The 12,918-nt window shown below is 70.9% G+C and carries 11 protein-coding genes; 8 read left to right on the forward strand and 3 right to left on the reverse strand.

Translation table 11 applies throughout. The features are described 5' to 3' along the window. Positions 1 to 4 precede the first annotated feature (4 nt). The 3 genes from G407_RS0101445 (at position 5) to G407_RS0101455 (ending at position 3,919) form a co-directional block, all read left to right on the forward strand. The gene (locus tag G407_RS0101445) at positions 5 to 2,077 is read left to right on the forward strand and encodes a membrane protein (protein WP_029029380.1); all 2,073 of its coding nucleotides are present in this window, start codon (positions 5 to 7) and stop codon (positions 2,075 to 2,077) included. Between the two features lie 191 nt (positions 2,078 to 2,268). Beyond that, on the forward strand, positions 2,269 to 2,877 hold the full coding sequence (locus G407_RS0101450; protein ID WP_029029381.1) for a transglutaminase-like cysteine peptidase: 609 nt from the start codon (positions 2,269 to 2,271) through the stop codon (positions 2,875 to 2,877). Positions 2,878 to 3,217: 340 nt separating this feature from the next. Then, positions 3,218 to 3,919, forward strand: coding sequence for a transglutaminase-like cysteine peptidase (locus G407_RS0101455; protein WP_084327161.1), 702 nt, complete (start codon positions 3,218 to 3,220; stop codon positions 3,917 to 3,919). Between the two features lie 16 nt (positions 3,920 to 3,935). On the opposite strand, the gene G407_RS0101460 is transcribed toward G407_RS0101455, so the two are convergent. The 3 genes from G407_RS0101460 to G407_RS0101470 form a co-directional block, all read right to left on the reverse strand. Continuing rightward, a complete protein-coding gene (locus G407_RS0101460) occupies positions 3,936 to 4,466 on the reverse strand; it encodes a gamma carbonic anhydrase family protein (RefSeq protein WP_029029383.1) in 531 nt (176 codons plus the stop codon). Positions 4,467 to 4,732: 266 nt separating this feature from the next. Beyond that, entirely contained in the window at positions 4,733 to 5,896 is a 1,164-nt protein-coding gene (gene argE, locus G407_RS0101465) for an acetylornithine deacetylase (protein WP_029029384.1), read from the reverse strand. Positions 5,897 to 5,955: 59 nt separating this feature from the next. Next, the gene (locus G407_RS0101470) at positions 5,956 to 6,891 is read right to left on the reverse strand and encodes a LysR substrate-binding domain-containing protein (RefSeq protein WP_084327163.1); all 936 of its coding nucleotides are present in this window, start codon (positions 6,889 to 6,891) and stop codon (positions 5,956 to 5,958) included. Between the two features lie 178 nt (positions 6,892 to 7,069). Between G407_RS0101470 and G407_RS0101475 the strand changes: the two genes are divergently transcribed. The 5 genes from G407_RS0101475 (at position 7,070) to G407_RS25080 (ending at position 12,855) form a co-directional block, all read left to right on the forward strand. Then, on the forward strand, positions 7,070 to 8,689 hold the full coding sequence (locus tag G407_RS0101475; RefSeq protein WP_029029386.1) for an ABC transporter substrate-binding protein: 1,620 nt from the start codon (positions 7,070 to 7,072) through the stop codon (positions 8,687 to 8,689). Positions 8,690 to 8,800: 111 nt separating this feature from the next. Further along, complete coding sequence (locus G407_RS0101480) at positions 8,801 to 9,778, forward strand: ABC transporter permease (RefSeq protein ID WP_029029387.1); 978 nt, start codon at positions 8,801 to 8,803, stop codon at positions 9,776 to 9,778. 67 nt (positions 9,779 to 9,845) lie between these two features. Further along, entirely contained in the window at positions 9,846 to 10,760 is a 915-nt protein-coding gene (locus tag G407_RS0101485) for an ABC transporter permease (protein WP_029029388.1), read from the forward strand. Next, positions 10,757 to 11,761: an ABC transporter ATP-binding protein gene (locus tag G407_RS0101490; protein ID WP_029029389.1), complete on the forward strand. Its 1,005-nt coding sequence runs from the start codon at positions 10,757 to 10,759 to the stop codon at positions 11,759 to 11,761. The genes G407_RS0101485 and G407_RS0101490 overlap by 4 nt, the downstream gene beginning before the upstream one ends. After that, positions 11,758 to 12,855, forward strand: a complete 1,098-nt coding sequence (locus G407_RS25080) for an ABC transporter ATP-binding protein (protein WP_084327165.1) — start codon at positions 11,758 to 11,760, stop codon at positions 12,853 to 12,855. The genes G407_RS0101490 and G407_RS25080 overlap by 4 nt, the downstream gene beginning before the upstream one ends. Positions 12,856 to 12,918: the final 63 nt, after the last annotated feature.

Here is a 12,918-nt window from a genome sequence, read left to right on the forward strand (position 1 = left end):
GCGCTTGCTGACGCTCTCCTTCTCGCCTCTCGTTCCCGAGCCCGTCCTGTGGGCGGCGGCGGCGCTCGCGGCCGTCGTCGCCATCCTGTCGGTGCTCGCCCGCGGCGCACCGGCCGCCCTGCGGGCGCTCGCGCTGGCGATCCTGGTGCTGGCCCTGGCCAACCCCGCCCTCGTCGAGGAGGAGCGCGAGCCGGTCGACGACGTCGTCGCCATCGTCGTCGACGAGAGCGCCTCGCAGGACCTCGGCGAGCGCGCGGCGATGACGCAGGCCGTGCGCGAGGAGCTCGATCGTCGGCTGTCGGCCATGCAGAACGTGGTGCCCCGCTTCATCGCGGTGACCGACGGTGCGGGGGACGACGGCACGCTCCTTTTCCGGGCGCTCGCCAACGGCCTCGCGGACGTGCCGCCGGACCGGATCGCCGGCGTGATTCTGGTCACCGACGGCGTCGTCCACGACATCCCCGAGGGCGCCGGCCAGCTCGGCTTTCGCGCGCCGCTGCATGCGCTGATCACCGGCCGGGAGAGCGAGCGCGACCGCCAGATCCGCCTCGTGCGCGCCCCGCGCTTCGGCATCGTCGGGCGCAAGCAGACGATCGAGGCCATGGTCGAGGAGCGCAACGGCACGGGCTCCGCCGTCGTCACCGTGCGCCGCGACGGCGAGATCATGGCGCGCCGCGACGTGCCCACGGGCCGCGCCTTCACCGTCCCGGTGACGATCGACCGCGGCGGCGCCAACGTGGTCGAGATCGACGTCGAGCCCCTCGACGACGAGCTGACGCGGGCCAACAACCGGGCCGTCGTCGAGGTCGAGGGCATCCGCGAGAACCTGCGGGTGCTTCTCGTATCGGGAGAACCTCACGCAGGGGAAAGGGCTTGGCGGAACCTGCTCAAGTCCGACGCGAACGTCGATCTCGTCCACTTCACCATCCTGCGCCCGCCGCACAAGCAGGACGGCACTCCGATCGACGAGCTCTCGCTGATCGCCTTCCCCACGCGGGAGCTGTTCCAGGAGAAGATCGACGAGTTCGACCTGATCATCTTCGACCGCTACGCCAACCAGTCCATCCTGCCGTCGATCTATTTCGACAACATCGTCGCCTATGTCGAGAACGGCGGGGCGGTGCTCTTCGCCGCCGGGCCGGAGTTCGCCACCGTCGCCTCGCTCGCCCGCACCCGGCTCGCGCCGATCATCCCCGGCATGCCGACCGGCGAGATCCTGGAGGAGCCCTACAAGGCCGAGATCACGCCGGTGGGCGGACGCCATCCGGTGACCCGCGGGCTCGACGGCTCGGAGGTCTCGCCGCCCGCCTGGGGCGAGTGGCTGCGCCTGCTCGACGCGGACGTGCACGCGGGCGACACGGTGATGTCGGGCGTCGACGGGCGCCCGCTCCTGGTGCTCGAGCGCTACGACGAGGGGCGTGTGGCGCTCCTCCTGTCGGACCACGCCTGGCTATGGGCGCGCGGCTTCCGCGAGGGCGGACCCTATCTCGACCTCCTGCGCCGCACGGCGCATTGGCTGATGAAGGAGCCCGCGCTGGAGGAGGAGGCCCTGCGCGCCTCCGCCGACGGGCGCGCGATCACGATCGAGCGCCAGAGCATGGGCGAGGCACCCTCCCCCGTCACGCTCACCGCCCCCTCCGGCGAGAGCGTGCGCGTCGGGCTGGAGCCCGGCGCGCCCGGCCTCTGGCGGGCGCGGGTGACCGGCGCGGAGCTCGGCCTGCACGAGCTGCGCGCCGACGGGCTCGTCGCCTTCGTCAGCGTCGGCCCGGCGAACCCGCGCGAGATGCGCGACGTGTTCTCGTCGACCGCCCACCTCGCCCCGCTCGTCGCGGAGACCGGCGGCTCGGTGCGTCGCCTGGCGGAGGGTGCCGGCGCCGTCGTCGTGCCGCGCATCCAGACGGTGCGCTCGGACGCGCGCCTATCCGGCGCGGACTGGATCGGCATCCGCCCGAGCGAGGCCGCCGTGGTGCGCGGCGTCTCCGTCGTGCCGCTGGCCCTCGGCTTCGTCGGCGTCGTGCTGCTGCTCGGCGCCGTGCTGGCAGGCTGGCTGGCGGAGGGCGCGCGCCGGCGCGCCTGAGGCCGCGTTCCGGGCCTTCCTTGCGGAAAACCGCGCAATTCGACGCAATCGGCCAACAGGATCTTTGTCCTGACCCGTAATCGCGCGGCGATCCCGGTCGTTGCGGGGCGATTCGCTCGAATTGTCCGTATTCGTTTCAGCGCGGGGCGAATTTCCGCCGGCAGTCTCTCCCGTGGACAGGGAGAGACGACATGAACACCACACATTTCGCTTCGGCGCTGGCCGGCATCACGATGCTCCTCTCGGGTGCGGCACAGGCGCTTCCCGCCGTCACCGTCGCGAGCCAGGACTGGGGCCGGGCCCAGCCGATCCAGGGCTGGACGGACTTCTGCCGCTCGTATCCCGGCGAGTGCACCGTCGACCGCAGCGAGCCGGAAACGATCCGCCTCGACGCCGAGACCTGGCGCACGATCGTGGAGGTCAACCAGCGCGTGAACGCGGCCGTGCGGCCGACGACGGACTGGGAGGCCTACGGGCTCGCGGATCTCTGGACCTTCCCCACCGGCGGGTTCGGCGATTGCGAGGACTACCAGCTCCTCAAGCGCAACCTCCTCGCCCAGGCCGGCGTGCCGCGGCGCGCGATGCGCATGACGGTCGTCATCGACGAGAACGACGAGGGCCATGCGGTGCTGATGCTGCGCACGGACCGGGGCGACTTCATCCTCGACAACGTCCGCGACGCCGTCCTGCCCTGGCACGACACCGGCTATGTCTACGTCAAGCGCGAAGGCTCGAGCGGCGACGCCTGGACCTCGCTCGGCCACGTCCGCTCGCCCACCGCCACCGCCCGGGGGAACTGACGCGCGGCCACTGATTCGGAACGCGAGCGGCGCCCGCGGACGCGGATCGCCGCTCCGACGGATGCGACACCCGGTCACGTCCCCACCCTCCCCGTCCCCGACCGGGATCGCACGAGGGGCCAGCCGCGAGGCTGGCCCCTCATCGCTTTCGACGCCGCTCTCCTTCGAGGGAGTCCGGCCCGTCGCCCTACGGCCAAGCTTGTCCTGAAAAATCAGAGTGTTGCGCGGAACCAACGCATGGCGCTGTCGTTGTCGCTCTTCGTCTTCCGACTCTTGAGCCCGCAGCCCACCCGTGGCAGCTTCTCAACAGAAGCTTAACAACGATCCGTGGGGCACGGTCATGCGGCAGATTGGGAAAGCGGGCGGCGGCGGCCGCGACATCATCGTGCGCCTCGCGCATGCGGCACGCAAGATCGCGTTCGCGGGCGCCGTCGCGACCGCGGGCAGCCTCGGCATCGGAGCGCTCGGCACCGGGACCTCCGGCGCGGCCCTCGCCGGCCCCTTCCCCGAGACGACGATCCAGCTCGCGACGACGGGCGGCGCGCGCCCGGTCCCGGCCTGGAACCGCTTCTGCGACGCCTACCCGTCCGAGTGCACGATCGATCCGAACGAGCCGGAGGCGATCGTCCTCACCCCCCGGATCTGGTCGACGCTCGTCGCGATCAACAAGCGGGTGAACCGCGAGGTCCGCCCGATGACCGACGCGCAGCAGTGGAACGTGGTCGACAGCTGGGACTTCCCGGAGACCGGCTACGGCGACTGCGAGGACTACCAGCTCCTCAAGCGCGCGCGCCTCGCCGAGGTCGGCATCCCGCGCCGGGCGATGCGCATGACCGTGGTCCTCGACGAGAACAACGAGGGTCACGCGGTGCTCGCGATCCGCACGGATCGCGGCGACATCATCCTCGACAACAAGGTCGACGCCGTGAAGCCCTGGGGCGAGACCGGCTACACCTACATCAAGCGCGAGGGCGCGGCGGGCACCGCCTGGGTCTCGCTCGGCGGCGTCTCCTCGCCGACGACCGTGGCGACCGCCCGCTGAGGCGACGACGCCGGCGTCAGTCGATCCTGCGCAGGCCCGCGGCGTAGCGCCGCCAGTTCTCGACATAGCGCTGCGCCGCCTGGCGCAGCGCCAGCGCCGCCGGCTCGTCGAGCGTGCGCACCACCCGCGCCGGCGCGCCGACGATCAGCGAGTTGTCGGGAAACTCCTTGCCCTCGGTGATCAGCGTGTTGGCGCCGACGAGGCAGTTCTTCCCGATCCGGGCATGGTTGAGAACGGTCGCGCCCATGCCCACCAGGCTCGCCTCGCCGATCGTGCAGCCGTGCAGGATCGCGTGGTGGCCCACGGTGCACTGCGGCCCGAGCGTCAGCGGCGCACCGGGATCGGTGTGGAGCAGGGCGTGCTCCTGGATGTTCGTGCCCTCGCCGACGTCGATGAGCTCGTTGTCGCCGCGCAGCACCGCCCCGAACCAGATCCCGACATCGCGCCCGAGCCGCACCCGGCCGATCACCTGCGCATCCGGCGCGACCCAGTAGCGGCCCTCGCCGGGCACCTGGGGAGAGATGTCGTCGAGGGCGTAGAGGGGCATGGCGGGGTCCTCGTGGTGGGGGCGGTCGGAGGGAACGCGTTCCGGGCGCGCGCGTCAAGCGAGGCGTTCGCGTGCGGCGTCCCCCCGGGTCCGCAGCGGGCCCGGGGCCCAGATCCACTGCCGTTCTGCTCGGCGTGCGCGGGAGCGCGTTCGTCCACGGACGCTGATGGAGGCCATGCCCGCCGCGGCGCTGGCGCGCCGCTCGAATTGCACCTCCGGTTCCGGGTCCCGGACCTGCTTCGCAATCCGGGACGACGGCCCCCGCCTCACCCGCGCGACGCCTCCTTCACCACCTCCCCCAGGAACCGCCCGCAGGCGGCGAGCTCGCTCGCCGCGACCCACTCGTTCGCCTGGTGCGCCTGGGCGATGTCGCCGGGGCCGATCACCACGGTGGGTATGCCGCCGATCTGCGAGAACAGGCCGGCCTCGGTGCCGTAGGCGACCTTGGAATGCTCGTTCCTCCCCGCCAGCCGCTTGGCGAGCGTCACGACTTCCGCCTCGGGCGCGGTATCGAGGCCGGGGAAGCCGGCGTAGGTGGTGAAGGAGAAGCCGGTGCCGTCCCGGACGGCCGTCATGCGCGGCTCGAGCGCCTCGCGGGCGTAGGCCTCGATCTCGGCGAGCACCGCGTCGGGATCGTCGGCGCCGATCGCGCGGACCTCGAACAGGATCTCGGCGCGGTCCGAGACGATGTTGAGCGCCGTGCCCCCGCGCAGCACGCCGACATGGGCGGTGGAATAGGGCACGTCGTAGAGCGCGTCGCGCGCGCCCTCGGCGGCGAAACGGTCCGCCACCGCGCGGATCTTCGCGACCAGCAAGGCCGCGAACTCGACCGCGTTGACGCCGTGCGGCGCGAGCGAGGAATGGACGGTGTGGCCGCGCACCGTGACCGACACGGAACGCTTGCCCTTGTGCCCGATCACGACGCCCATCGTCGTCGGCTCGCCGACGAAGCAGGCGAGCGGGCGCACGCGCTTGTCGGCGAGACGCGCCACGAGCCCCCGGGCGCCGACGCAGCCCACCTCCTCGTCGTAGGAGAAGGCGAGATGGATCGGCCGCTCGAGCCGGGCCTGCGCCATCGTCGGCGCGGCGGCGAGGCAGGCGGCGAGGAAGCCCTTCATGTCGCAGGCGCCGCGGCCGTGGAGCCGCCCGTCCTTCTCGGTGAGCACGAAGGGGTCGGTGTCCCAGTCCTGCCCGTCGACGGGCACCACGTCGGTGTGGCCGGAGAGCACGTAGCCGGGCACGTCGGCCGGGCCGATCGTCGCCCAGAGATTCGCCTTCGTGCCGGTCTCGTCGAACACGCGCTCGCAGGTGAAGCCGAGGGGGCCGAGATAGGCCTCGACGTGGTCGATCAGCGGAAGGTTGGAGTTTCGGCTCGTCGTGTCGAATGCGACGAGATCGCGCAGATGCGCGACGATGGCCTCGGTGTGCATGGCATGCTCCTCGCGCCGCCCGCAGGCGCGGACGCGCGTCGTACGGATTGCGTGACGGATCAGGCGGCGGGAACGAGGCTCGTCTGCTCCGTGCGCACGAAGTCGACGAAGCGGCGCGCCACGGGCAGGTTTCCGCCCACCGCCGGGAAGAGGAAGGAGGATTCGTAGTCGATCTGCGGTGTGAAGGGCCGGAAGGCGATCTTTGGGCCGGTGACGTAGGCGATCGGGAACGGGTTGACCACGGCGACACCGAGCCCGCCGCGCACCATCTCGGTGAGGAACTGCACCGTCCCCGCCTCGAGCATCGTGCGCGGCTCGACACCGTAGTCCGAGAAGGCGCGCTCCAGCCTGGCGCGGGCCGAGAAGCGGCGCGTCACCTGGATGAGCGGCGTGTCGCCGATGTCGGCGGGGGTGACCGTGTCCTTCTGCGTCAGCGGATGGTCGGCGGGCATCATCACGTGCGCCACCGACTGCCGGAAGGGCTCGGCCCGGACGCCGAAATGGCTCGGCGGGACGTCGAGCACGCCGAGATCGGCGGTGCCGTCGGCGACCGCGTTCACCGCGTCCGGCGAGCGGCCGATCTCCATCTGGATGCGCACGTCCGGATCGACCTGCATGAAGCGCAGGACGAGCGGGGCGAGGAAGGCGTGGGCGATCGTCGGCGGTGCGAGGATCCGCAGCACCGTGCCCGCGGCGCGCACGTCCGGCCAGTCCGACAGGCGCTCGAGCGCGGCGAAGATCGGGGCGGCCTCGGCGTCGAGCGCGAAGGCGTCGGCGGTCGGCACGAGGCGCCCGCCGTCGCGGAGGAACAGGTTCCGGCCGAGCCGCGCCTCGAGGGCGCCGATGGCCCTCGACACCGCAGGTTGAGAAACCCCCAACCTCTGGGCTGCAGCCGTCGTCTTGCGCGTGGTGATTACCGCGTGCAGGACCTCGAGCTCGCGTACGCTCGGCCTCGACGAGCGGCCGCTTTCGTCGTCACTATCCATCTCGCGCATTTCAGTATTACCGTTTTTGATGCGGTTGTGTATCGACAATGCCAGGGTCGAATATTAGCCTGCGCGCAGCGGCGATCAAGCCTTTCCCCGGGAACGCGGAGGCGGCAGGATGGCCCAAGAAAGACCTGCCGGCGGCCGTAGAGTACGCCTCGGCAGGAACCAGAGGAGACGTGACGACATGCACCGTACCGCCAAGCGGCTCGCGCTCGCGAGCCTGCCCCTCGCGATGATCTTCGCCACCCCGGCTCTGTCGCAGAGCCTCACCGTCGGCCTCACCTCGGAGCCGACGGCGGTCGATCCGCACTTCCACAACCTCGGCCCCAACAACTCGCTGCGCATGCACATCTTCGAAGGCCTGACCCAGGCCGACGAGAACCAGCAGAACGTGGCGAGCCTGGCCAGCGATTGGGAGGCGATCGACGAGACCACCTGGCGCTTCAACCTGCGCGAGGGCGTCACCTTCTCCGACGGCACGCCGTTCGACGCGACGGACGTCGTCTACACGATCTGCCGCGTGCCCACCGTCGAGAACTCGCCGTCGTCCTTCACGAGCTTCGTCGCCGGCATCTCCGGCGTCACGATCGAGGACCCGCACACGATCGTGTTCGAGACGAACGGCCCGGTGCCGCTGCTGCCGACCAATCTCGCGAGCGTCGGCATCATCTCGGCCGAGTCCTTCGGCGGCGAGGGCGTCGTCTACGGGCAGGGCGGCTGCGAGAACCTCGGCACGCCGCCGCAGGCGGCCGACTTCAACGATCCCGCCAAGGCGATCGGCACCGGCCCCTACAAGCTCGAGAGCTACGTGCGCGGCGACGCGATCGTGCTGTCGCGCAACGAGAACTACTGGGACGGCACGCCGACCTGGGAGGAGGTCACCCTGCGCCCGATCGCCAACGAGGGCGCGCGCGTCGCGGCGCTCCTGTCGGGCGACGTGGACGTGATCGAGTCGCCGCCCGTGCAGGACTTCGACCGCCTGCGCCGCGACGGCTTCGAGATCGCCCAGGGCCTGTCGAACCGCGTCATCTACCTCCACCTCGACAACCACTCCGAGGACGGCCACGTCCCCCCGGGCGTCACCGGCACGGACGGCAAGAACCCCTTCACGGACGTGCGCGTGCGTGAGGCGATCTCGAAGGCGATCGACCGCCAGGCGATCGCGGCGCGCATCATGGGCACGCTCGCGGTTCCCGCCGGCGACCTCCTGCCCTACCCGATGTTCGGCACCCGCGAGGATACGCCGGTCGATCCCTACGATCCGGAGGCGTCGCGCGCGCTGCTCGCCGAGGCTGGCTACCCGAACGGCTTCGGGCTCGTGCTCTCGGCGCCGAACGACCGCTACATGAACGACGAGAAGGTCGCCCAGGCGGTGGCGCAGATGCTCGCCCGCATCGGCATCACCACGACGGTCGACGCGATGACGGCGTCGACGTTCTTCTCGCGCCGCAACAACTTCGAGTACGGCATGTGGCTCGCCGGCTGGGGTGCCGCGACGGGTGAGATCTCGAGCCCGCTGATCGCGCTCGTCGCGACCCGTAACCCGGACACGGGCATGGGCTCGACCAACCGTCAGCGCTACTCCAACCCGGAGATCGACGCGCTGATCAAGGAGGCGATCGCCACCGTCGACGACGACGCCCGCGAGGCGCTGCTCCAGGAAGCCGCGACGATGGCGATGGCCGACTACGCCACCATCCCGCTGCACTTCGAGGTGACGCCCTGGGCCTACCGCCCGGGCCTCGCGGTCACGCCGCGCGCGGACCAGTACACGCTCGCCATGGAGGTCGAGCCGGCGAGCTGAGGCTTTCCCGGCAGCGGCGGTCGGACCCGACCGCCGCACTTCCACCACTCCCGACACGGCGCGCAGCCCGCGCCGTGTCGTCGCGCCGTTCCCTGAGCGCCCGGGTCAACCATGCTGGTCTACCTCATCCGCCGCATCGGGCAGTCGCTGCTCGTCATCGCCGTCATGGCCTTCCTGGTCTTCCTCGCGGTCTACGCCGTGGGCGACCCGGTGGCGATCCTCGCCAATCCCGAGGCGAACCAGGCCGAGCTCGACGCCATCGCCGCCCGGCTCGGGCTCGATCGACCGATCTGGGAACAGTTCGGCATCTTCGTCTGGAACGCGCTCCAGGGCGACCTCGGCACATCCTTCGTCTATTCCGAGAGCGCGCTGAAGGTGATCATCGAGCGCCTGCCGGCGACGATGGAGCTCGCCTTCGTCGCGCTCCTGCTCTCGATCCTGATCGGCGTGCCGCTGGGCGTCATCGCCGGCCTCAAGCCCGACTCCCTCGTCGGCCGCAGCATCATGTCGACCTCGATCCTCGGCTTCTCGCTGCCGAACTTCTGGATCGGGCTGATGCTCATCCTGCTGTTCGCGGTCGAGCTGCGCTGGCTGCCGGCGAGCGGGCGCGGGGAGACGGTCGAGGTTCTGGGCGTCCACCTGTCGATGTTCACCTGGAACGGGCTCTCGCATCTGCTGCTGCCGGCGATCACGTTGGCGCTCTACAAGTCCTCCCTCGTCATCCGCATCGCCCAGGCGGGCACCCGCGAGGTGATGCTGCAGGACTATGTGCGCTTCGCCCGGGCCAAGGGCCTGTCGTCGCGGCGCATCGTCTTCGTGCACGTGCTCAAGAACATGCTCATCCCCGTCGTCACCGTGCTCGGCCTCGAGCTCGGCTCGATGATCGCCTTCGCGGTCGTCACCGAGACGGTGTTCTCCTATCCGGGCATGGGCAAGCTCTTGATCGACTCGATCAACCGCCTCGACCGGCCGATCGTCGTCGCCTACCTGATGCTGACCGTGTTCATCTTCGTGATCATCAACCTCGTGGTCGACCTGCTCTATGCGGCGATCGACCCGCGGGTGCGCCTCTCCGAGGCGAAGGGCTGAGGAAGACCAGATGAGCGACCTCTCCCCCCACGCCTCCGCGCGCCCCCTGGCCGGCCCCGCCGCCGGGATGCCGGTCGACGCCTCCGTGCCGCCCGCCGCGCCCGACAAGGGCGAGAGCCTGCTGCGCCGGCACGTCTCGTCCTTCTTCGAGAGCTGGAGCGCCATCATCGGCCTCGTCGTGCTCGTGCTCTCGGTCATGGCCGCGCTGCTGGCGCCGTGGATCGCGCCGCAGAACCCCTACGACCTCGCCAGCCTGTCGATCATGGACAACATGCTCCCACCGGGCGAGATCTTCGGCATGGGGCAGACGGCCTATCTCGGCACGGACGACCAGGGCCGCGACATGCTTTCCGCGATCCTCTACGGGCTGCGGGTCTCGCTGACGGTCGGCGCCTCGTCGGTGCTGATCGCCGCCGTGATCGGCGCCTCCCTCGGCGTTCTCGCCGCCTATGCCGGCGGGCGCGTCGAGAGCTTCGTCATGCGCGTCGTCGACCTGCAGCTCTCCTTCCCGGCGATCCTCGTCGCGCTCGTGCTGCTCGCGGTCTTCGGCCGCGGCGTCGACAAGGTCGTGATCGCCCTCGTCGTCGTGCAATGGGCCTACTACGCCCGCACCGTGCGCGGCTCGGCGCTCGTCGAGAAGCGGCGCGAGTACATCGAGGCGGCGCGCTGCCTCGCCCTGCCGCGCCGGCGCATCGTCTTCCGCCACCTCCTGCCGAACTGCATCCCGCCGCTCATCGTGGTGGCGACGGTGCAGATCGCCAACGCCATCGCGCTCGAATCGACGCTCTCCTTCCTGGGCGTCGGCGTCCCCGTCACGGAGCCCTCCCTCGGCATGCTGATCGCCAACGGCTACGGCTACCTGCTCTCCGGCAACTACTGGATCTCCACCTTCCCCGGCGTGGCGCTCGTGATCGTCATCGTCGCCATCAACCTCGTCGGCGACCGGCTGCGCGACGTGCTCAACCCGAGGCTCGCGAAATGACGGCGCCCGTTCTCGACGTCCGCGACCTGAAGGTCACGTTCTCCACCCGCGAGGGCCTCGTCACCGCCGTCGACGGCGTCTCGTTCTCGGTCGACGCGGGCGAGGTGATGGGCCTCGTCGGCGAGTCCGGCTCGGGCAAGTCCGTCACCGGCCTCGCGGTGCTCGGCCTGATCGACCCGCCCGGGCGCATCGCCGCGGGCTCGATCACGGTGAAGGGCCGGGAGCTCGTCGGCCTGCCCGAGAAGGCGCTCCAGAAGGTCCGCGGCAAGGACGTCGCGATGATCTTCCAGGACCCGATGACGACCTTGAACCCGGTCCTGCGCATCGACACGCAGATGATCGAGGCGATCCGCGCCCACGAGGCCGTCTCCGAGAAGGCGGCGCGGGAGCGCGCCCGCGACGCGCTCGCCAAGGTCGGCATCCCCTCCCCCGACGAGCGGCTCTCGGCCTACCCGAACCAGTTCTCCGGCGGCATGCGCCAGCGCGTGGCGATCGCGACCGCGCTGCTCAACCGCCCCGCCGTGCTCGTCGCCGACGAGCCGACGACGGCGCTCGACGTGACGATCCAGGCGCAGATCCTCGCCGAGGTGCAGAAGCTGTGCGCCGAGACCGGCACGGCGCTCGTCTGGATCACGCACGACCTCTCGGTCATCGCCGGGCTCGCGGACAAGGTCGCGGTCATGTACGCCGGGCGCGTCGTCGAGGAGGGCATGGTCGCCGACGTGCTCGAGCGGCCGATCCATCCCTACACGGCAGGGCTGATCGGCTCCGTGCCGAGCCGCAACAAGCGTGGCCGGCCGCTCGCCCAGATCCCGGGCATGACGCCCCAGCTCTCGAAGCTGCCGCCGGGCTGCCCCTTCGCTCCCCGCTGCTTCAACGCGACCGAGCCCTGCCACGGCATCCGCCCCGAGCGTACGCCCTATCCGGGCGGTCGCGCCGCGCGCTGCCACAATCCCCTGAACGTACCCGCCGCCGACGCGGCGCGGGAGCTCGCGCCATGATCCGGACCTCGACCAGCGACGACATCACCTCTCCGGCCGGGACGCCGATCGTCTCGCTGTCGCATGTGCACAAGCGCTTCGTGAAGTCGCTCGACGCGGCGGAGAAGGTCGCCAACCTGTTCGGCGCCGGTATCCAGGAGCAGGTCGTGCGCGCCGTCGACGACGTCACGCTCGACGTGGCGCCCGGCGAGGTCGTGGGCCTCGTCGGCGAGTCGGGGTGCGGCAAGTCCACCCTCGGGCGCATCGTCGCCGGCATCCTCGACCCGTCCGACGGCGTCGTGCGCTTCGAGGGCGAGGACGTCGCCAAGATGTCGGGCGCCGCGCGGCGGCGCGCCGACCTCGCGGTGCAGATGATCTTCCAGGACCCCGCCGCCTCGCTCAACCCGCGCATGCGCGTCATGGAGATCATCGGCGAGGCGCCGGTGGTGCACGGGCTGATCTCGGCGGGCGAGATGGACGCCTACGTCTGCGGGCTGATGGAGAAGGTCGGCCTCGACCCGGCGACCCGTCGGCGCTACCCGCACCAGTTCTCCGGCGGCCAGCGCGCGCGCATCAACATTGCCCGCGCGCTCGCGGTGCAGCCGCGGGTGCTGGTGTGCGACGAGTCGACCGCCGCGCTCGACGTCTCGATCCAGGCACAGGTGCTCAACCTCTTCCTCGAGCTGCGGCGCGAGTTGAACCTCACCTACGTCTTCGTCAGCCACGATCTCGGCGTGATCGAGCACATCGCCGACCGGGTGGCGGTGATGTATCTCGGCCGCATCGTCGAGCTGGCGCGGACCGACGAGATCTTCGAGGCGCCCAACCACCCCTACACCCAGGCGCTGCTCGAGGAGGTGCCGCGCCTCGAGGCGAGGAAGCGCGCCTTCACGGCGCTGACGGGCGAGATCCCCTCCCCCTTGCGCCCGCCGCCGGGCTGCCATTTCCACCCGCGCTGCCCGCACGCCTTCGCGCGCTGCTCGGTCGACCGCCCGGCGCTGAAGCCGATCGCCGCGGCCCGCCTCTCCGCCTGCCACCTCAACGACGAGCCCGGTGCGCGGCCGGGGCGGACGCTGCCGGCGGAGCGGGTGGCGCTGGAGGCGGCGCAGGGGTGACAACGGGTGTCATCCCGGGCGCCGAGGATGCGGTCGGCGTGACTTCGCCGTTCGCGACGTCCG

Origin of the sequence: Salinarimonas rosea DSM 21201, from assembly GCF_000429045.1 — a bacterium.
Classification (GTDB): domain Bacteria; phylum Pseudomonadota; class Alphaproteobacteria; order Rhizobiales; family Beijerinckiaceae; genus Salinarimonas; species Salinarimonas rosea.

Coding starts and splice junctions, on each gene's coding strand:
- G407_RS0101450 (WP_029029381.1), top strand. CDS start 2,269: ATGAACACCACACATTTCGCTTCGGCGCTGGCCGGCATCACGATGCTC.
- G407_RS0101455 (WP_084327161.1), top strand. CDS start 3,218: ATGCGGCAGATTGGGAAAGCGGGCGGCGGCGGCCGCGACATCATCGTG.
- G407_RS0101460 (WP_029029383.1), bottom strand. CDS start 4,466: ATGCCCCTCTACGCCCTCGACGACATCTCTCCCCAGGTGCCCGGCGAG.
- argE (WP_029029384.1), bottom strand. CDS start 5,896: ATGCACACCGAGGCCATCGTCGCGCATCTGCGCGATCTCGTCGCATTC.
- G407_RS0101470 (WP_084327163.1), bottom strand. CDS start 6,891: ATGCGCGAGATGGATAGTGACGACGAAAGCGGCCGCTCGTCGAGGCCG.
- G407_RS0101475 (WP_029029386.1), top strand. CDS start 7,070: ATGCACCGTACCGCCAAGCGGCTCGCGCTCGCGAGCCTGCCCCTCGCG.
- G407_RS0101480 (WP_029029387.1), top strand. CDS start 8,801: ATGCTGGTCTACCTCATCCGCCGCATCGGGCAGTCGCTGCTCGTCATC.
- G407_RS0101485 (WP_029029388.1), top strand. CDS start 9,846: ATGCCGGTCGACGCCTCCGTGCCGCCCGCCGCGCCCGACAAGGGCGAG.
- G407_RS0101490 (WP_029029389.1), top strand. CDS start 10,757: ATGACGGCGCCCGTTCTCGACGTCCGCGACCTGAAGGTCACGTTCTCC.
- G407_RS25080 (WP_084327165.1), top strand. CDS start 11,758: ATGATCCGGACCTCGACCAGCGACGACATCACCTCTCCGGCCGGGACG.